Genomic DNA, 18,311 nt, shown 5'->3' with positions numbered 1-18,311 from the left:
GAGGGACTCCTGTCCTCGCCCACTACCGAGATGACGTGAGAGTGAGCTTCAGTTGGTAATTTCTTCGAAGGGAAGATTGCCGATTCGATACTTCTGCCAGCCGTCGAAATCGAAGTGCCACCATTCGTACTCATACACCTGAAAACCGGCGGACTCCATCGCTCGTCGAAGCAGGCCGCGGTAGTAACGTTGTCGCTGGGTGCCACCGGGATACAGCGGGAAGGAACGTTTGCTGAACTCGTCGTACCCGGAAACCATTGGGATGGGATCGCGAGTGGAGCGGTCGAACAAGGTTAGGTCGAGCGCGCAGCCTCGATTGTGCCGTGAACCCTGCGCCGGGTTGGCGACAAAGTTCTTCATTTCGCTAGGAGTTGCGTCCCAGAACATCTTGGTGACTCGCCACGGTCGGTAGGCATCGTAAATGAGCAGACCCAAGTTTTGCTTTGCGAGTTCCTGGTGCACTTTCACAGCGGCTTCGGCGGCGGGACGTTGAGCGAACGCTCGCGGTTGCTGGTAGAAAACCGTGTCCATGAAGTTGTTCGTCGTCGCGTACCGAATGTCCAGTTCGATGCTGGGGTCAAGCGAAGTCAGTTCGGTCAGATCCGACGGGCGGAAGTTGCCTTCTTCATGAGGAGGTTTCGCGGCATCGGCGAGCTCACGCAGTTTTTCGACCGGAAGTTCCCGCTTGATTTTGAAGGTCTCGCCAGCTTTGGTTCCCACCTCGCGTTTTTGAAAGGCGACCTGGGCGGCAATGACTTCTGTGATCTCGCCTGATTCGTCACGTTGAAAAACCAGCTCTTCGCCGTGGTAAAGGCCGTGGTCGGGGAATGCGAAGCGATCTTTACCAACCGGGGTGAGCGGGTAGTAATAGAACCACTCGATCAAAGCGTGGAGTTGGCCGTGGCGTTCGAGGATGTAAAGCGTGTTGTGGTCCCAGCCGTGCTCCCCGATGAGGTCTCGCCATTCGTCGCGAATTTCTGGCGGGGGAGCATCGGAAAGTCGCGTGTAGGTCGCATCGTCGATGACCAGGTATGACTTGTCTTGTCGGATCGTTGTGCCGAACCCAAAGCGATCGTCCAGGACCAGTTCGCCCGTGTCCGAGCGGCTGCGGATTTCTCGTTGGAACGTTCCCTTCCACAGCAGCAGGCGGTCGCCGATCCAGTCCACCGTCACCGTTCGAGAGGCGTCGCCGGGCCTGGAGGAGTAGACGCCGGCCAAGCTACGAGCCCGTGAGCGGGGCACTGGCTCGGTGGAGACGGAGGGTGGGATTTCTTTGCCGCTTCGGACGGCGAGCATGCCCGCAAGTGCTTGATCGCAAATGCGAGTGATCCAGTTGTTCGTTCCGTCGAGTGAGCTGGCAGCGATGACAGCGATCTGTTCAGCGGGCAAGATTTCGAGCTGAGTTGAAAATCCATACACGGCCCCTCCATGACCGACACGACGATGGCCGTGAAAGTCGCTGATTCGAAAACCGATTCCGTAGGGCAATGGCTTCCCATCGGGGGTCTCACCGGGTTGCAGCATTTCGGTGAGCGAAGCGTCCTCGAGAATTTTCTTGGGATGCTGCCCCATCACGAACAAGCTGAACTGGGCCAGGTCTTCGACGCTGGAATACAGGTTCCCTGCGGGACCGGTGCCCAGCAGGAATTCAGGGGCGGCAAACGCTGGGCGGTCATAGCCCCACATCCAACCATCGGCGGTGTGCTTTGCCAGGGCTTTGTCTTTTTCGAAGCTGGTGTGTTTCATCCCAAGTGGTTTGAGCACCTGTTCTCGGACGTAGTCGGGATGCGGCATCCCGGCGGCTCGCTCGACCGCCTGTCCGATGACGGACACGCCCGCGTTGGAGTACTTCGTTCGACTGCCCGGAGCATAAACGGATGGCGTGCTTGCAAGGCTGGCGACAGTTGCTTCGAGGCTTGGTTCAGTGGGGTCGAAGTAGTTCCCCACCGGTGATTCACGGACGATGCCGGCGCGGTGCTGCGTCAGTTGCCGAAGCGTGATTTTCGAAGTGTGTTCGGCATCGGCAATCTTGAATTCAGGCAACACCTTTTGGATGGGTTGATCCAAATCAAGTTCACCTTTCTCGACCAGTTGCATCAAGGCGACGTCGGTCAGCAGCTTGGAGATCGAGCCGACTCGATAAACCGTTTGCCCGGATGCTGGGACCGTTTTGCTGGTGTCTTGGAATCCAAATCCTGCGGAGGAGACAACCTTCCCATCCGCCACCAAGGCGATCGAGAAGCTTGGGATTTGTTTCTGTCCCATCTCGGAACGAATCGACTGGTTCAGCTGCTCGATGAGTTGGCGGTAGTCATGCTCCGTGGCGTTTGCCGCGGGTGATTCGTCGGCATGCAGGGAGGTCGAAGTCATGAACACCAACGCAATTCCTGCCAGCCAGCTCGCTGAAGCTGCTCGGCTGTTCCGTCCAACGAAGGGCGTCGGTGGGACGGGGGATCGTTTCGGAACGATGTGACCGGAGAGCTGTTCGTGGTTCATGATCGTGCGTTGTGGCTGGGTGAAACGAAACACAGGAAGCAGAGGATTGCTGAGTGGTTCACTGGATCAGGAAGTGGGGCAGGGCGGTGGGGACCAATTCCGCACCGGTTCCCAATTGGACTGGCAGCTTCAGGTGCCCACGCATGACTTCAACGCCATGGGCGGGGCTGTCTGAGATCAGATTCGCCCCATCCAAATCGGCGAAATCGAGCAGCGGCGCGAGCTGGGCGGCTCCGCTGATGCCGATGGGCGATTCCACCATGCAGCCCACCATCGTGAGTTTGCCGTGCCGTTTGGCTTCGGTCAGCATCTTGCGAGCCGGGGTCAGCCCGCCGCACTTGCAAAGTTTGACGTTGATTCCGTGGAAGAATTCGAAGCAAGTTTTCAAGTCGGCTTCGGTTTGGCAGTCTTCATCCGCGATGATTGGAAGCGATGATTCTTCGAACACGCGTTGCTTGTCAGCGGGATCGGCGGAGCGGGGCAGGGGTTGTTCGATGAATTGAACGCCCAAGTGCCGAAGTTCTTTTGAGTAGTCGATTGTCTGTTGAGCCGACCAGGCGCAATTCGCATCGACGCGAAAAGTCGCCGTGGTGCATTGACGAAGTTGGCGGATGATTTCCAGGTCGTATTCGGTGCCCAGTTTGATCTTGTAGAGGTCCCAGCCGGAGTCGGCGTCCAGCTTTCGCCGCATCTCTTCCATCGAATCGATGCCAATCGTGAAGCTGGATTGCAGATCGGGGTTCCATGTCAGTCCCCAGTAATGCCAAAGCGTCGATCCGGAACTTCGTGCGTGCCAGTCGTGGCTGGCCATGTCCAGTGCTGACAGCGAGAACATGTCACCGCCGAGTTGCTCTGATAGACGCTGCCAATGGTTCTCCGGCGGGTGCTCACAACACATCGCCAGATCGTCCTCGCTCAGGCTTTTTAGAGCATCGCTCATCGCGGAAAGCGTGTGCCCGTAGTAGTCGTTGGCGGTGACTTCGCCGTAGCCCGTGATCCCGCCATGTTCCAACGCGACGACCAGGCTGTCTTGGTGCGTGATGGTTCCTCGCGAGATTGTGAACGGGTCTCGCAGGGGCAAGCGAATTGGATACATGGTCAGTGTCACGCGTCGGTCTCCTGCAGGGCGCTGGGAACGCATGCGGTTTGCAGTTCCAACGCGGCTTGAACCAGTTTGTCAGCACCGTCGCGGTAAACGTCGCAGGCCGGCAAACCGAATCGATGTTCGGCTCGTTCCACTTCGCGTTTGGCATCTTCAAGCGACAGGTTTCGAGTGTTGATTGAAACACCGATGAACTTGGAAGGTCCACGCAAATTCGCGAGTTGTTCGATTGCCTGCATCTGTTGCTCGAGCGGTGGGATGGCACAACCATCGAATCCTTTGACTTCGCTGCGACCGGCTTCGTAGCAGAACACCAATCCCTGTGGGGCACAGCCATGCAGCAAGCCCAGGGTGACCGCGGAATAGGCCGGGTGGGAAATGCTGCCTTGTCCCTCCACGATCAGGAAATCCGCGTCGTCGTTGTCACGCACCAGGTATTCGACGGCACCGTTGACGAAGTCGGAGACGACACAGTCCGCGGGAACGCCGCGGCCGGAAATCATGATTCCGGTTTGGCCAGTTGCGAGGAAGCGGGACGATTTGCCTGCGGCTTGAAGGCCTCGATCGATTTCGATTGTCGTGACCATCTTGCCGATGCTGCAATCGTGCCCGACTGCATGGATGCGAACGCACTCTTCACGGAAGGGTTTCCCGGTGGCAGTTTCTTTCCAGTGGTTCTTGCGGACATCGATGATTTGAGACCCCGACTGCTTCGCGAGGTGACACCATTCGCTGTCTTCGGAAAGGAAGTCGTGAAGTCCTGAAACCACATCGACGCCCGCACGAATGGCGGCTTCCAGTTGAGGACGCCAGGCGTGGGGGAGTTTGCCTCCGGGAGGGGCGATGCCGATGTAGATCGCATCGCAGTCCAATTCGGGCGACCACTGAGTGACGATGGGGGCGTCGCCTGCACCGAACAGTTCCGCTGAGGTTTTGCCCGCATGCTCTTGGTCGATCACCGCAACCATGTCAGGGCTGCGATAACGCAACAGGCTGATGGCGGTCTTGGCCAGGAACGGCGTGGAGGCACCATCGGTGAGCAGAGCGATTCGTCGATGCTGGGTTAACAACTGGATCTCCATCGATCACGAGTTCGTGAAAAGGGGGATCGGATCCACAACCGTCTTGGGGTGGGGAGGTCTGTTGAGAGAGACTGTCCCAACCCAAGGCAATCGTCGAAGCCGTGTGGGATTCGAAATAGGCTAGCAACCGACTTGGATCGAGTCTTGCGCCGCTGCGTAAATCTGTTTCGAAAACGCGCACGGCGGAATTCGAGGAAATCACGCACGCCGCATCATTTGTTGCAGTCGATCGAGGGTGAGCACCATCTGGTTCCACTCCGCGACGACTTCCATGGTCGGCATCTCGGCGCAGTCGTTGCGATCGTAACCGCGTTCACTGATTCGGACTCGGCCGTCCAGGACCGCGACCGGCGTGGATCCAGCGGGCTGGCTGGCGGGGGACTGGCAGTCTGGCGACTGGCTGGCGGGGTTGTTGTTGGTCCCGGATGCGGGCAGTGAGTCGTTGTCTTCGTCCGTCGGCAGGACTTGCTGCATGACTTGGTGGACCGCCCACAAAGCGGCTTTGCGAGCCGAGTCAGCGGCGACAACACTGCGGAAAGTACCTGATTGCACGTAAAACTTGGCCATGGGAGGTGTCCTGGGGTGTTTCGAAGGGGGGAGAAGCGGCGACACCCAAGACATCGGACGGAGGCGTGACACGTTTGGTCATCGGGCGGGATCTCGCTGCGGGCCCTCGACCCATTCCCCGCGTGGTAAACTGCTGCGGTGATGTGACGGACCGCTCGCGTTGTTTCTCCTTGTCTTGCTTCTGATGTCGCTTATGAAATTGGTTCACCACGGTGCACACGACGGTGTCACTGGTTCTTGTCACCAACTTTGGGTCGATGATTCCAAGAGTTTGTTGGTTGACTGTGGCTTGTTCCAAGGCGAGGACGCTCGGAAGAGGCCCAACCCTGAGATCGAGTTTTCGCTCCGAGGGATCCAGGCACTGTTGCTGACTCACGTGCACATCGATCACGCGGGCCGGATTCCCTATTTGTTGGCGGCGGGATTCAGCCATCCCATCCTGTGCAGTGTTCCGACGGCGAAGTTGTTGCCGCTGGTGATGGAAGACGCCTTGAAGATTGGGTTCACGCGTTCCAAGCGGCTGATCAAGCAGTTTCTGGGGAAAATTCGAAAGCTGTTGGTGCCGCTCCCTTACCATCAGTGGCATGACTGTCCCGGCGGGGTGAAGGTCCGGTTGTTGCCGGCCGGTCACGTGCTGGGGTCGACCATGTTCGAGATCGAATTGGCGGACGGTCGGCGGGCTGTTTTCAGTGGTGATGTGGGAGCGGGAACCAACCCGCTTTTGAATCCGCCGGTCAGTCCAGAGCGAGCGGATTTGTTGGTGCTCGAAAGCACTTACGGGGATCGGTTGCATCCACCCAAGGCCGATCGGCAAGCGGAACTGGAGGCAGTCATTCGGCGAACACTGGATGATTCGGGCGTGACCATCGTGCCGGCCTTTTCGCTGGGGCGTACCCAGGCGTTGTTGTATGAGCTCAACGCCATCTTTGAACGCATTCAAGAGACGGAACATCGAACGCTGATGAAACGAGTCGATGTGATCGTCGATTCGCCACTCGCCTCGCGTTTCACCGCGCTGTACAAGGAAATGAAATCGCACTGGGGCGAAGAGGCTCAGGTGACACTGGAAACCGACGATCAACCGCTGGTGTTCGAAAACCTGACGACGGTCGGCAGCCACACCGAACACAAAGAAACAGTTCGGTACTTGTCCCAGCACAAACTGCCCGCGGTGGTGATTGCCGGAAGTGGCATGTGCACGGGAGGGCGGGTGGTCAATTACCTCAAAGAGTTCATTGGCCAAGAAGAGACCGACATCGTGTTTGCGGGCTATCAAGCGGGAGGCACGCCGGGAAATCACATCTCTCGCGGGAGCGACTGGGTGCGTTTGGATGGTCGCCGATACGATGTGCGAGCCAAAACGCATCAGTTGACCGGTTATTCAGCGCACGGCGATCAGCAAGATTTGATCGCGTTGGTCGACGGGATGGCCGATGCACCCAAGGAGATTCGATTGGTGCACGGCGACTACGCCGCCAAGCGAGCGTTGACTCAAAAACTGACCGCCAAGGGTTACCACCTGATATGAGTGATTCGGAATCATTCACCGACAAATCATTCACGGAAACGTTGATCATCGGTGGAGGATTGGCTGGGCTGACGTGCGGTCGCGTGTTGGCAGAGGCGGGCCGCGAATTTCGGATTTTGGAAGCGACCGATCGGGTGGGTGGTCGCGTTCGCAGTGACGTGGTCGACGGGTTCACGCTGGACCATGGCTTTCAAGTTCTGCTCACGGCGTATCCCGCCTGCCGGCGTTTTCTGGATTATGACGGGCTGCGGTTGCGTCCCTTCGAACCTGGGGCCTTGATCCGCCAAAACGGTCAGTTTCGGGTTTTGGGAGATCCCTGGCGAAGACCGGGGCAAGCGATCCCGTCGGCGATGAATCCCGTTGGTTCCTTGGCGGACAAGCTGCGGATCGCGAAATTGCGTCGGGACAGCTTGCGTGGTTCCTTGTCGGATTTGTACGAGCGACCAGCGTCATCGACCATGGATCGCTTGCAAGCGGAGGGTTTCAGTGAACGAATCATTGACCAGTTCTTCCGTCCGTTTTTGGGCGGGGTGTTCTTGGATGAGTCGCTTTCGGTGTCCAGCCGGATGTTGGAGTTTGTGTTTCGGATGTTTGCCCGTGGCGAGATTGCCGTTCCCGCGGATGGAATGGCGGCGATTCCCCGGCAGTTGGCAGAATCGTTGCCGCGAGGATCGGTGCAATTTCGTACGACCGTGAAATCCATCGAGTCGCTTTCGGAATCGGAGCGGGCCGCGGTTGGGAGTGAGTTGCCAGGTCATGCCAGGCACCGAGTGGTGTTGTCCGATGGGACGGCGGTGATGTGCCGGCACCTGGTGATCGCGACGCCTGCGAGTGCGGCGGCGAGATTGTTGGGGATGGAGTCCATCGCGACGCCCTGGTTCGGAACGACCAATTTGTATTACTCGGCCGAACAATCACCGGATTCGCATCGGTTGCTGATGTTGCGAGGCGATGAGTCGGGGCCGATTCAGAGTGCCGTGGTGTTGAGCGATGTGGCGCCGTCGTACGCGCCGCCTGGCAAGGCGTTGGTTTCGATCAGCGTCGACAGCGATCATGAGCCAGCGGACGGTCTGGACGACGAGGCCCTGGATGCTCGAGTGAGATCGCAATTGAAGGATTGGTTCGGGGAAGAGGCGATGCGGTGGAGACTGCTGCGTGTTTTTCGAGTTCCCTATTCGCTACCGAAAATGTCACTGGACACGGTGGTGAAATCACCTGCGTGGGAAGATTGGCGGCGGGCGAACTTAGGAGACGGCAATGTGTCTCTACCCGAAATGTCATCGGGTGCAGCTCCTTCCGCAGACGACAGCGGGGCAGGGCAGGGTAGGGCAGGGGTGTGGATCGCGGGCGATCACTGTCAGACGCCCAGCATTCAGGGGGCCATGGACAGCGGACGAATCGCTGCCGAGCATCTGCTTTTGAATCCGTAAAACCCCGCGAGAATGGACGCACCATGAGTCAGAGATTGCATACAGGTATTCCCGCTTTGGATGAGATGCTGGGAGGAGGCCTGTTGCCCGGAACGATGACGGTCGTGCTGGGAGCAACTGGAATCGGTAAAACGCAGCTCGGGATTCAGTTCGCCAAGCAAGGGCAAACCCAGGAAGGCGAACGCGGCATCGTGTTTGACTTGACCTCAAGAGGGGATTCGCAAAACCACTCCGAGTACGCCAAGCGTTTGGTCGAGTGGCAATTGTCCGAGGCTTCGGCAGACGAACCGGTTGCGTTGAGTGAAGTGTGGAACCGCGAAAAAATGCGTCGCGACAGCATGCATCTGTTTCGCGATTCCGGCCGCCGAGTGACTTCCACGGACATGGACGCCGACGATTGGCGTCGCTGGTCGTCCGAGCGGGCCAAAAAACTGGACCGCGCGATCGCGTTTTTCTATGGCAACTTTGCCCATGGGGTCCGGCGAGTGGTGATCGATGGGGTGGAGCCGGTCGATCGGGCAGCTGAATCGATTCAGTTCGAGTTGATCGAATACATTCAGAATCAGATCCTTCGCAAAGAGCACGATTGGCTGGCCCGAGATCTGTTTCGCGTTCATTTTCGAGAGAACGCGGAGTCGATCCAGGCTCATGGATACGACCATCAGGAGCTTGGCAGTCTGCTGCTAGCGACCTCGCACGAGGTGATGTTGGATGATTTGATCTCTCGGCCGATCCAGAGCGGGGATGTGTTGTCCAATGCCAACACGATCATCCTGATGGGCAAAACGCGCGACGGAAACAAGATGGGGCGGGCGCTCTGTGTCGCGAAACATCGTGGCAGTTTCTGCGAGGAATCGATCGTTCCGTACCGAATCACCGAAGCCGGTTTGGTGGTTGGCGACGCCGCCTGAGCGTCGTTGGCGGCCTGAACCGAGGGTTTCTTGGGTTGGAAATGCCTGCCTGCGCAAAAAAAATCGGCGAGCAACCAAGGTTGCTCACCGATTGAAATTCGACTGTGACAGCGACGTCTACTTCAGCAATTTCTCGATGGCGTCATCCAGTTCGGCGGCACCGATGTTGTGGTCGACCACGCGTCCTTTGGAATCGATCAGCATCGTGGTTGGTAGCGTTTGCACTCCAAATTGCTTGGCCAAGGGGCTGCTTTCCAGTCCACCATCTTCGTGCAGGTGAACCCACGGCAAGGCGTTGGTCTTCAGGAATTCGGACGCTTGTCCCAGTTGGTTGTCGATGTTGACGCCCACGATTTGCAGGCCGGCGCGTTGATAGCGAGCTTGCAGGCCACGCAGCAATTTCATGTCGTTCTTGCAGGGTTCGCACCAAGTCGCCCAGTAATGAAGCACGACCGGGCGGCCGCGAAGAGCACTCAAGCGAAAGGCTTTGCCTTGGACCGTGCGGCCTTCGAGGTCGACTTCTTTGCCTTCGGATTCCAGTCGACGAACCGCACCAGCGGCGCGCTCGGCGGCTTCGGTGCCGCGGAAATCTTTGGCGACCTCTTTGTAAAACCGAAGGGCTTCGGCTTCTTTGTCCTCAAATTCTTTGCTGAGTGCCAATTGCAGTTTCGCGGCGGCCGTTTCCGGTGCTTGGGGGTACTGATCGGCAAATTCGGTCAGTTGTTCCAACCACCAAACCTGGTTTTCCGCGAAGTCGGCGTCCCCGGTTTGGCGAGCGATGTACTCGGTTCCGATCAATTGATACTCGGTGTACGCCCGCATGGCGTCGGACTGGGCGCCCTTGGAATCGCGGAACGAAGCGGCCAACGTTTTCAGTCGTTTCAGGCCACCTGGGTAGGTTCCGCTCTGGGTCGCCACGCTGACGGTGTCGACCAATTGTCGCGTCCAGGTTTCGCGTTCGGCGGGAGTTTCCGCGGCAGCGATCAGTTTTTCAACGATGTCGGCACGGCGTTCGTTCAGCGTTGCGAGGGCTTTGGGATCGCCTTCGCCAACCATTTGCGAGTCAACCGCTTCGAGCGCACCGACCAATTCTTGTGTCTTCGAGTTCCCGGCCGATGAGATGCCAGCGCCTGTGTTGGCCATGCCACCGGGGGTGAAGAAATTGCCGTTGGACTGGGCAATTGGCTCGCCTGTTTCGGCCAGGACGGGCAGGTCGACCAATTTCCATGTGTCATCGATGCGGATCACGGTGCCGACCAGCATTTGGCCCGATTGGCCATTGGACTCGTACATGGCCACGGCGTTTTCGTATGCCATCACGTCTTTTTTGACCCCGATGTCATCTGCGGGAACGATCCCGGGAGTCGCCGCGGCGAACTGGATCCATTGCGATTTTGGGCCAATGGCACGTTGGGTGGCAGCGAACTTTTTGAAGTTGGAAGCGGCTCGCGAGGCCTTTTTGACCAAGCTTTCCAGGCGTTCGCCGGTCAGGCCGGCGGATTGCAGTTCTTTGGGGGACGCCAGCAGTGTGACAAAGCGGTTGCCATCGGAATTGGCCAATGATTCCACCAACTCTCGGGTGGTTTCCTCGGCTGAGATCATCTTCCAGCGATCGATTTGGCCATCTTCGTTTTCGTCGATGCCCCAGCGAGTCCCTCCGGTTCCCATCCAGCGGTATTGGTCCGCCTTGCCGTTGAAATTCGCATCGACATCGCGATAGACCTCGACGCCGAACTGGAAATAGCACCACAGATCGACCTTTTTGTCGCCGTTGGTGTCGGCGAAGCGTCGCAGCACGGTGCCATCGCCGGCGATGACTTCCCATCCCGACCAGTCATCTCGTTCGATGTCGCGAACCTCACATTTTTCGACATCGCCCGATTCGACTTGTTCGAATTCCACACCGTCCTGAACCGGTTTCAGCCCCAATGCGGCGGCGGCGGAAGGAGGAGCTGCGGATGCTGTTGTCGCCAATAGGCTGGAAAGGACGAGCGAACCGCCCCCGAGGACGAAGCCTCGAATCGACCAGGGCGCGGGAAAACGGTTGTGTTTACTCATGGCAGCTAAACAAATCCTTCTGATTGACTTGCACATCGAAATGGAGTGTTGGATCCGAACGACACGGACCGCGGACAAGCATTTTGGCTGAATTTGGCCGTCTGGGGGAACGTTGATTCAAGACTTCCTGTGGATGAAGCCGAAAAAAACACTCGCGGAAATGAAGGAATTGGTCAAAAACATGGCCAAAGTGCGTTTGACAACAAACCAAAACTTCCTAAACTTCCGACCCGCCTCACGAAAGCGAGGCGGAAACCATCAGGTCCTGTGGGCCTGACGGGCGTGTAGCTCAGTTGGTTAGAGCGCGTCGCTGATAACGACGAGGTCCCAGATTCGAGTTCTGGCACGCCCACTCGAGGTTCGAGGTGGCAGGGTGAGGTTCCCGTTCTGAAACGGAACGTCACCCTTCCTCCTCGGAGCTCAACACCACGGGGGTATAGCTCAGTTGGGAGAGCGCCTGCTTTGCAAGCAGGATGTCGTCGGTTCAAGTCCGTCTACCTCCACTTGGTTGAAATCACAAACTGACTCAAGTCAGAGGGTGAGGAAAGCCGAAAGTTGAAAGACACCCGCTCACTGCGGGTGACTGGAAACAAGCAGGGATGAGAAGTCCCGGTTTGCTTCTGAGACGCTTCCGTCTGAAACACTTCACGAAGAATCAAAGTTTTCTTCAGAAATGAGACAAGACGGGGTTGACCAGAATCGCCGGCTCGCTATCTTTCCTGTCCCGCCGCTGAGCAAGTCTCTGCGACACTCTTTCAAAGGGTTGAGCAAAGGTCTGCAACGCGGCAAACAAGTTGAAGTCAGCTTTGAAACTTTTTAAAAATTCATCGCTTCTTCCCCTTGACTCGAAGTTAGCAAGTCGCTAACTTCCTCGCTCGCTTAAAAGCGACCGGCTGATCTCTAACGCTCAACGCAAGAGATTGACCGGCTGTTTTTAGCAGCGTCTCTCGGGTCCTCGCCTAGCGAGCATCCGGGAAATTGATTTTTGAAAATTTGGTTGTTTGGTAGTTGGCATCTGAAAAGAGCACCATGCGACGGATGTGAGTGAACCTTTTTCCGGGGTTCAGGAGCATTTGTCAGTAGGGTAATAAGTTCTTCGGAAGCGTCGCTGCAAGAGAGTTTCGAAAGAAACTGACGGCAGTGATTTGATTCTGATTGGATTCTTGAGCGGTTCAGCAGCTTCTCGATGAGAAGTGTTGAGCCACTGTGTGATATCGTTAACTAGATAGCACTGAAGCTTGAAACCAAGATGTTGTGCCAGTTCGATGCTCTCGCAAGAGGGTGTGGTTCGGGTCTGCGTTTTGAGTTCGGGATTTCGGTGGCCAATCTATTAAGGGCACATGGGGGATGTCTTGGCGTTAGAAGGAGAAGGGCGTGGAAGTCTGCGAAAAGCCTGGGGAAGTTGACACACAAGCGATGATCCCGGGGTTCCCGACAACAGCACACTGAATACATAGGTGTGTATGTAACAACCTGGTGAACTGAAACATCTAAGTAACCAGAGGAATAGAAAGAAAAATCGATTCCGTCAGTAGCGGCGAGCGAAATCGGAATAGCCCAAACCGAGAAGGTTTCCTTCTCGGGGTTGTAGGACTTCAATATGGGATTGAGACGTGTTAGTGAAACGACTTGGAACGGTCGGCCACAGAGGGTGACAGCCCCGTACGCGAAAATATTGTCTCACCTTAGAAGCACCTGAGTAGGTCCAGTCACGTGAAACCTGGACTGAATCCGCGGGGACCATCCCGTAAGGCTAAATACTCTCTAACGACCGATAGCGAACCAGTAGCGTGAGTGAATGGTGAGAAGAACCCCTGCTAGGGGAGGAATGTGAACCTGAAACCATGTGCCTACAAGCGGTCGGAGCACTATTTTAATGTGTGACGGCGTGCCTTTTGCATAATGATCCGGCGAGTTGTGGTAACCGGCTTGGTTAAGTTCTGACGGAACGAAGCCCAAGGGAAACCGAGTCTGAATAGGGCGTTGGTCGGTTGCTGCAGACGCGAAACCTGTGTGATCTACCCATGGGCAGGTTGAAGCGCGGGTTAAACTGCGTGGAGGACCGAACCCACTTAGGTTGAAAACTGAGGGGATGACCTGTGGGGAGGACTGAAAGTGTAATCAAACCAGGAGATAGCTCGTTCTCTCCGAAATATCTTGAGGGATAGCGTCGAGCCACTATTTACCGGGGGTAGAGATACTGAATCGGATGGGGGCCCTTCCAAGGGTACCCCACCGAACCAAACTCCGAATACCGGTAAAATTATCTCGGCAGTCAGTCCCTGGGGGATAAGCTCCAGGGTCGAGAGGGAAACAACCCAGATCGCCTGCTAAGGTCCCGAAGTACTACTTAGTCACTAAGGAAGTTGAAGTGCCGTGACAGCTGGGATGTTGGCTTAGAAGCAGCCACCATTTAAAAAGTGCGTAACAGCTTACCAGTCGAGCATTTCTGCGCCGATAATGAACGGGAGTAAGTAGTACACCGAAGCAGCGGATTCTAGATTTATCTAGAGTGGTAGGAGAGCGCCGATGACCAGATACGAGCCGTACGGTAACGAGCGGTGTCGGGGTCATCGGGTGATTATGCCGGAATGAGTAACGATAAAACAGGTGAGAATCCTGTTCGCCGAAAGCCTAAGGTTTCCTGGGGAAGGTAAATCCGCCCAGGGTTAGCCGGTACCTTAGTCGAGGCCGAAAGGCGTAGACGATGGATAGAAGGTCAATATTCCTTCGCCACAAGGGTACTTCGATGCGGGGACGGCGTCCAGAAAGTGAGCGGTACGAATAGAAATGTCCGTAGCGAAAACTGAGGTGTTGGGGGATAAATGACCTGACATAAGCCAAGGTTGAGCTCGAGAGCATCCAAGTTCTCGAAGTCATTGGAAGGACGTCCAAGAAAAGCCGCTAAGTTATGTGCCCTGTGACCGTACTAAAACTGACACAGGTAGGCGAGATGAGAATTCTAAGGCGCTCGGGAGAACGGTGGTTAAGGAACTCTGCAAAATGGCCCCGTAAGTTCGCGATAAGGGGCGCCTCCGACGGTTCACGCTGTTGGAGGCCACAGAAAATCGGCTCTAACGACTGTTTATCAAAAACACAGGTCTCTGCTAACACGCAAGTGGATGTATAGAGACTGACGCCTGCCCGGTGTTGGTAGGTTAAGGAAGACGGTTAGTCCTTCGGGACGAAGCTGGCGACCGAAGCCCCAATAAACGGCGGCCCTAACTATGAGGGTCCTAAGGTAGCGAAGTTCCTTGTCGGGTAAGTTCCGACCTGCATGAAAGGCGTAACGATTGGAGCACTGTCTCAACCACCGACCCGGTGAAATTGTAGTTGTGGTGAAGATGCCACATACCCGCGGTTAGACGGAAAGACCCCGTGAACCTTTACTGTAGGCTGCTATTGGGTTGAGATATGTCTTGTGTAGGATAGCTGGGAGACTTTGAACTTTGCACGCTAGTGTAGAGGGAGTCGTTGTTGAAATACCAGCCTGGTCATATTTTAATTCTAACTTTGATCCCCTGAAACGGGGCAAAGGACAGTGTCAGTCGGGCAGTTTGACTGGGGCGGTCTCCTCCCAAAGAGTAACGGAGGAGTGCAAAGGTACACTCAGCCTGGTCGGCAATCAGGCGTAGAGCGTAAAGGTATAAGTGTGCTTGACTGCGAGACTCATAAGTCGAGCAGGAACGAAAGTTGGCCTTAGTGATCCGGTAATCCCGAATGGAAGGGTTATCGCTCATCAGATAAAAGGTACTCCGGGGATAACAGGCTTATCGCATCCGAGCGTCCACAGCGGCGATGCGGTTTGGCACCTCGATGTCGGCTCATCACATCCTGGGGGTGTAGAAGCTCCCAAGGGTTTGGCTGTTCGCCAATGAAAGTGGTACGTGAGCTGGGTTCAGACCGTCGTGAGACAGGTCGGTCCCTATCTGCCGTGGGCGTTCGAATCTTGATGGGATTCAACTTTAGTACGAGAGGATTTAGTTGGACGAAGCTCTGGTGTACCAGTTGTCGCGCTAGCGGCATGGCTGGATAGCTAACTTCGGAAAGGATAAACGCTGAAAGCATCTAAGCGTGAAGCCCGCCCAGAGATAAGGATTCGTAGACATTAGTCGAAAGCCCCCTGGAAGACTACCAGGTTGATAGGTTGGACGTGTAAGTGCAGTAATGCATTAAGCAAACCAATACTAACGGGCGAAAGTTTGGCCACCGATATCCCGCACTCATGCGGTCCAATCGGATCGGCTTCAAGAAGTTAACTTGTTCAACTACCAAACAACTGGCCTTACGGCGGCGAAACATTCGTCGTGAGGTCTTTCCGGCGATCATATCTGAAAGGTTATACCTGTTCCCATTCCGAACACAGTAGTCAAGCTTTCAGAGCCGATGATAGTGCCCACCAGCGTGAAAGTAGGTCTTGCCGGATTTTTAAAAACCCTTCTGAGTTTTCTCAGGAGGGTTTTTTTATGCGCGCACCGAATGCGCGAGTTCCGTGTCCAGTTGTCAGTTGTCAGTTGCCAGTTGCCAGTTGCCCGTTGCCCGTTGTCAGTTGTCAGTTGTCAGTTGTCAGTTGTCAGTTGTCAGTTGTCAGTTGTCAGTGGCTAGTGGCTAGTGGCTAGTGGCTAGTGGCTAGTGGCTAGTGGCTAGTGGCTAGTGGTCTGTCACGACTTGTTTTTGGGTAGTGGACGAGGCCAGGAGTCCTGAACTGGCGTCAAATCCAAGGACTCGTGGCCTCGTCCACTACGACTGATCGGGCACGCTTCGCTGAGGTGGCTTGATTTGAGTTCGGCGGTTTCGGGATCGCTTGGACCCTGGATGCACGTTGCGGCGACCTGTTTTCCCCTTTGGGGCGTTGAATCGGGCGGAGCACGCCAGTGTGGTTCTTGTCTTTCGATTGCTCGGATAGCCTGGCCGCGTTTGATTGTCTGGTTCGTTGCGGCGTTTTGCTTGGATTGATGCCTGCGTCAGTATTCTGATTCTGATTGCGCAGCAAAAACGCCACGATCATCGGGTTGATGCGTGGCGTTTTCGGTTTTCAGTCAGTCGAAAGACCGGTTTCAGTCTCCGCTTCGTCCCCAGCGTTTGGGAAGGGTGATGGCGTAGAGGATGACCACGGCACCGACTGCGAGCATCACCCAAGGAAATCGCTCGGTTGGGGTCCAGACCTTGGTGGTTTGGGCGGGAGTCACTCCCGGATCCATGAACTCAGCAGCACTGGATTCGGCAGCTGCGTAGACGGTGGCGGAGTCGATGAGCATGGTTTCAACGCCCAGGATCACCATCATGATTCCGACGGCTAAAAAGAGACTTCTCCACATCCGATCACGCTCCGTTTGACTTGTCTTTTGGTTTGGTAGACATCCAAAGGAATCGGCTTTGGGAGTGGGTGCGGATGAGGGAGAGAGATTTCGTCGCCTCGACCGCCGTTTCTGTTGCGTTTGTTGCAATCGTTAGAGCAGGTGTTTGGCTTTGACCTGCAAGTATTGGTTGACCATGGGGGCGCTGAGTTCGTCTGGGAAGGCGTCGACGACTAGAACTCCTTTGTGCCGGAGCCCTGAGAGGACTTCTTCCCGCCAAACGAGCATTTCGGCCGCGGCGGCGGCACGGTAGGTCCGAGTTTCGTCGAGCATGTTGGAGTGCTGGACGTTTCCAGCGGTCTGCAGCATTTCCGCGGGGTAGTCTGCCGCATCGAACATTTCTCGGTCGCGGAGCACAACTGCGAGGGGCAAGTGGGTGCCGGTCAGGTTGGTGAGATGGTCGGCGACCACTTCTGCGTTGACTTCGTCGACGATGTTGGTGGTCAGGGTGACGAGAGAGCGTCGTTTGCAGTGGGAATTGAGGTACAGAAAGGCTTGGTCGTAGCGGGATTCAACCATTCGCGGGAATTGGTCAAAACCGGCTTGAAGCAAGCGATTCATCTGGCTGGCCCCGCCCTTGGGTGGGAGATAGGCGTGGATCGTGTCACTGAAACAGATCATCCCGACAGAATCGCCTTGATGGAGTGCCACGTATGACATCATCAAGATGGAATTGAGTGCGTGATCGAGAAGGGAGTAGCCGTTTCTTTGGTTGGTCATCATTCGGCCGCAATCGAGCAGAAAGATGAGGCGTTGGCTTTGATCGCTTTGAAATTGTCGGACGGTGAGTTTGTTTCGGCGAGCGGTGCTGCGCCAATCGATGTGGCGATAGCTGTCATCGCGTGTGTAGTCGCGAAGTCGTTCGAAATCGCTGTCTTGCCCGATTCGACGAGTTCTCCGAACTCCGATCAGGCTCAAGCGATCGGTTCGAGCCAACAAGGCGTAGTCCGACAGTTGTTTCATGTCGGGAAAGACATTCAGCGGGCTTTCGAGGGTGCGAGAAATATGTCGCTGCCACAGTCCCAGAGGGCTGATGAGTTTGAGATCGACGCGATCCATCTGGAAGGCACCTCGTCGGTGAGGCGTGAGTTTTCGACGAAGTTGCAATTGCAATCCGGGGGGCAAATCCAACTGGTGTTCTTCGGGATCTGATACGAAGGAGTTTGGAACGTCGTCACGAAGGACGCCTTTCATTCGCATCTGAGTGTGGTTTTGCAGCGAGAGGGAGCTGTCCAGCGGGACCCCGAGCGAACCGGTCCGAGAGACGCTTCGTTCCACGGTCAAGCCGTTTCCGAGCATCTTTTTGGTGGCAAAGAGATGGAGAAGGCCGTCAATTGCGGTGACTGTGACGACCAATCCGTCGAACAATCCAAGGACGACCAAGAGGCTAGGAAAGAAGACCACCGCGACACTGAGGACAACACTCGTACCCAGCAGAGCCACCCAGCGACGGGTGGGGTAGATCCGCAACCAAAATGCCGCGACCACCAATGGCAAACTCACCAAAACCAGCAAGAGCCACGGCCATTGGCTCGCGATTTGGAAGAGAGCTTGAAAACGGTTTCCGAAACCCATGGAGACTCGGTCGGGTTGGAGAAAACAGAGGCGTGTTTCACGGTAGCCACCAGTCTATCACGGAGGTGGCTGGATCGTGGTTGTCGATTGAGTCAGCTGTTCCTCAGGCGAGCGATGTTGCGTGAGCATAAAAAAACGCGTTGTCGACTTGGAGCAAGATTCCAAGTCGACGACGCGTGCGTTTGTGTGGAGAGGCGTTGGATGC

General features: G+C 56.1%; 10 protein-coding genes, 2 tRNA genes and 2 rRNA genes. 7 read left to right on the top strand and 7 right to left on the bottom strand.

All coding sequences use genetic code 11. The annotated features are described in order from the left end of the window. Positions 1-48: 48 nt before the first annotated feature. The 4 genes from RISK_RS18870 to RISK_RS18855 form a co-directional block, all read right to left on the bottom strand. Positions 49-2,496 (bottom strand): serine hydrolase, encoded by a 2,448-nt coding sequence (locus tag RISK_RS18870; RefSeq protein WP_083435053.1) that lies wholly within the window; start codon positions 2,494-2,496, stop codon positions 49-51. Between the two features lie 58 nt (positions 2,497-2,554). Continuing rightward, on the bottom strand, positions 2,555-3,637 hold the full coding sequence (locus RISK_RS18865; protein WP_236696441.1) for a dipeptide epimerase: 1,083 nt from the start codon (positions 3,635-3,637) through the stop codon (positions 2,555-2,557). Continuing rightward, positions 3,601-4,668: a DUF1611 domain-containing protein gene (locus RISK_RS18860; protein ID WP_236696440.1), complete on the bottom strand. Its 1,068-nt coding sequence runs from the start codon at positions 4,666-4,668 to the stop codon at positions 3,601-3,603. Before RISK_RS18860 ends, RISK_RS18865 begins: the two co-directional genes overlap by 37 nt. Before the next feature lie 210 nt (positions 4,669-4,878). Then, on the bottom strand, positions 4,879-5,247 hold the full coding sequence (locus tag RISK_RS18855) for a hypothetical protein (protein WP_047815859.1): 369 nt from the start codon (positions 5,245-5,247) through the stop codon (positions 4,879-4,881). A 193-nt stretch (positions 5,248-5,440) separates the two neighbouring features. Between RISK_RS18855 and RISK_RS18850 the strand changes: the two genes are divergently transcribed. Genes RISK_RS18850 through RISK_RS18840 form a run of 3 tightly spaced genes read left to right on the top strand, consistent with a single transcriptional unit; the run spans position 5,441 to position 9,116 of the window. Then, positions 5,441-6,775, top strand: a complete 1,335-nt coding sequence (locus tag RISK_RS18850) for an MBL fold metallo-hydrolase RNA specificity domain-containing protein (protein ID WP_236696439.1) — start codon at positions 5,441-5,443, stop codon at positions 6,773-6,775. Next, positions 6,772-8,205: an NAD(P)/FAD-dependent oxidoreductase gene (locus tag RISK_RS18845; protein WP_047815857.1), complete on the top strand. Its 1,434-nt coding sequence runs from the start codon at positions 6,772-6,774 to the stop codon at positions 8,203-8,205. The genes RISK_RS18850 and RISK_RS18845 overlap by 4 nt, the downstream gene beginning before the upstream one ends. 23 nt (positions 8,206-8,228) lie before the next feature. Next, positions 8,229-9,116, top strand: coding sequence for an RAD55 family ATPase (locus RISK_RS18840; protein WP_047815856.1), 888 nt, complete (start codon positions 8,229-8,231; stop codon positions 9,114-9,116). Between the two features lie 117 nt (positions 9,117-9,233). Here RISK_RS18840 and RISK_RS18835 read toward each other — a convergent pair whose 3' ends face one another. Further along, a complete protein-coding gene (locus RISK_RS18835; RefSeq protein ID WP_047815855.1) occupies positions 9,234-11,174 on the bottom strand; it encodes a TlpA disulfide reductase family protein in 1,941 nt (646 codons plus the stop codon). A gap of 278 nt (positions 11,175-11,452) precedes the next feature. Here RISK_RS18835 and RISK_RS18825 point away from each other — a divergent pair. The 4 genes from RISK_RS18825 to rrf all read left to right on the top strand — a co-directional run bounded on the left by RISK_RS18825 (position 11,453) and on the right by rrf (position 15,600). Then, a tRNA-Ile gene (locus tag RISK_RS18825) sits at positions 11,453-11,526 on the top strand. A 78-nt stretch (positions 11,527-11,604) separates the two neighbouring features. Beyond that, a tRNA-Ala gene (locus RISK_RS18820) sits at positions 11,605-11,677 on the top strand. Positions 11,678-12,494: 817 nt separating this feature from the next. After that, positions 12,495-15,384, top strand: a 23S ribosomal RNA gene (locus tag RISK_RS18815). A 107-nt stretch (positions 15,385-15,491) separates the two neighbouring features. After that, positions 15,492-15,600, top strand: a 5S ribosomal RNA gene (gene rrf / locus RISK_RS18810). Positions 15,601-16,231: 631 nt separating this feature from the next. Here rrf and RISK_RS18800 read toward each other — a convergent pair. Both RISK_RS18800 and RISK_RS18795 read right to left on the bottom strand, forming a co-directional pair. Continuing rightward, on the bottom strand, positions 16,232-16,492 hold the full coding sequence (locus tag RISK_RS18800; RefSeq protein ID WP_047815853.1) for a hypothetical protein: 261 nt from the start codon (positions 16,490-16,492) through the stop codon (positions 16,232-16,234). A gap of 132 nt (positions 16,493-16,624) precedes the next feature. Then, complete coding sequence (locus RISK_RS18795; RefSeq protein WP_047815852.1) at positions 16,625-18,106, bottom strand: DUF58 domain-containing protein; 1,482 nt, start codon at positions 18,104-18,106, stop codon at positions 16,625-16,627. Positions 18,107-18,311: the final 205 nt, after the last annotated feature.

The organism is Rhodopirellula islandica, assembly GCF_001027925.1.
In the GTDB taxonomy this organism is placed as follows: domain Bacteria; phylum Planctomycetota; class Planctomycetia; order Pirellulales; family Pirellulaceae; genus Rhodopirellula; species Rhodopirellula islandica.
The sequence above is the reverse complement of the archived record's forward strand: the minus strand, read 5'-3'. Positions and strand labels throughout refer to the sequence as shown.

Bases quoted from the DNA above. Each gene is read 5' to 3' on its own strand.
- RISK_RS18795 (WP_047815852.1), bottom strand. From the start codon at position 18,106: ATGGGTTTCGGAAACCGTTTTCAAGCTCTCTTCCAAATCGCGAGCCAA.
- RISK_RS18855 (WP_047815859.1), bottom strand. From the start codon at position 5,247: ATGGCCAAGTTTTACGTGCAATCAGGTACTTTCCGCAGTGTTGTCGCC.
- RISK_RS18870 (WP_083435053.1), bottom strand. From the start codon at position 2,496: ATGAACCACGAACAGCTCTCCGGTCACATCGTTCCGAAACGATCCCCC.
- RISK_RS18835 (WP_047815855.1), bottom strand. From the start codon at position 11,174: ATGAGTAAACACAACCGTTTTCCCGCGCCCTGGTCGATTCGAGGCTTC.
- RISK_RS18850 (WP_236696439.1), top strand. From the start codon at position 5,441: ATGAAATTGGTTCACCACGGTGCACACGACGGTGTCACTGGTTCTTGT.
- RISK_RS18865 (WP_236696441.1), bottom strand. From the start codon at position 3,637: ATGCGTTCCCAGCGCCCTGCAGGAGACCGACGCGTGACACTGACCATG.
- RISK_RS18800 (WP_047815853.1), bottom strand. From the start codon at position 16,492: ATGTGGAGAAGTCTCTTTTTAGCCGTCGGAATCATGATGGTGATCCTG.
- RISK_RS18845 (WP_047815857.1), top strand. From the start codon at position 6,772: ATGAGTGATTCGGAATCATTCACCGACAAATCATTCACGGAAACGTTG.
- RISK_RS18840 (WP_047815856.1), top strand. From the start codon at position 8,229: ATGAGTCAGAGATTGCATACAGGTATTCCCGCTTTGGATGAGATGCTG.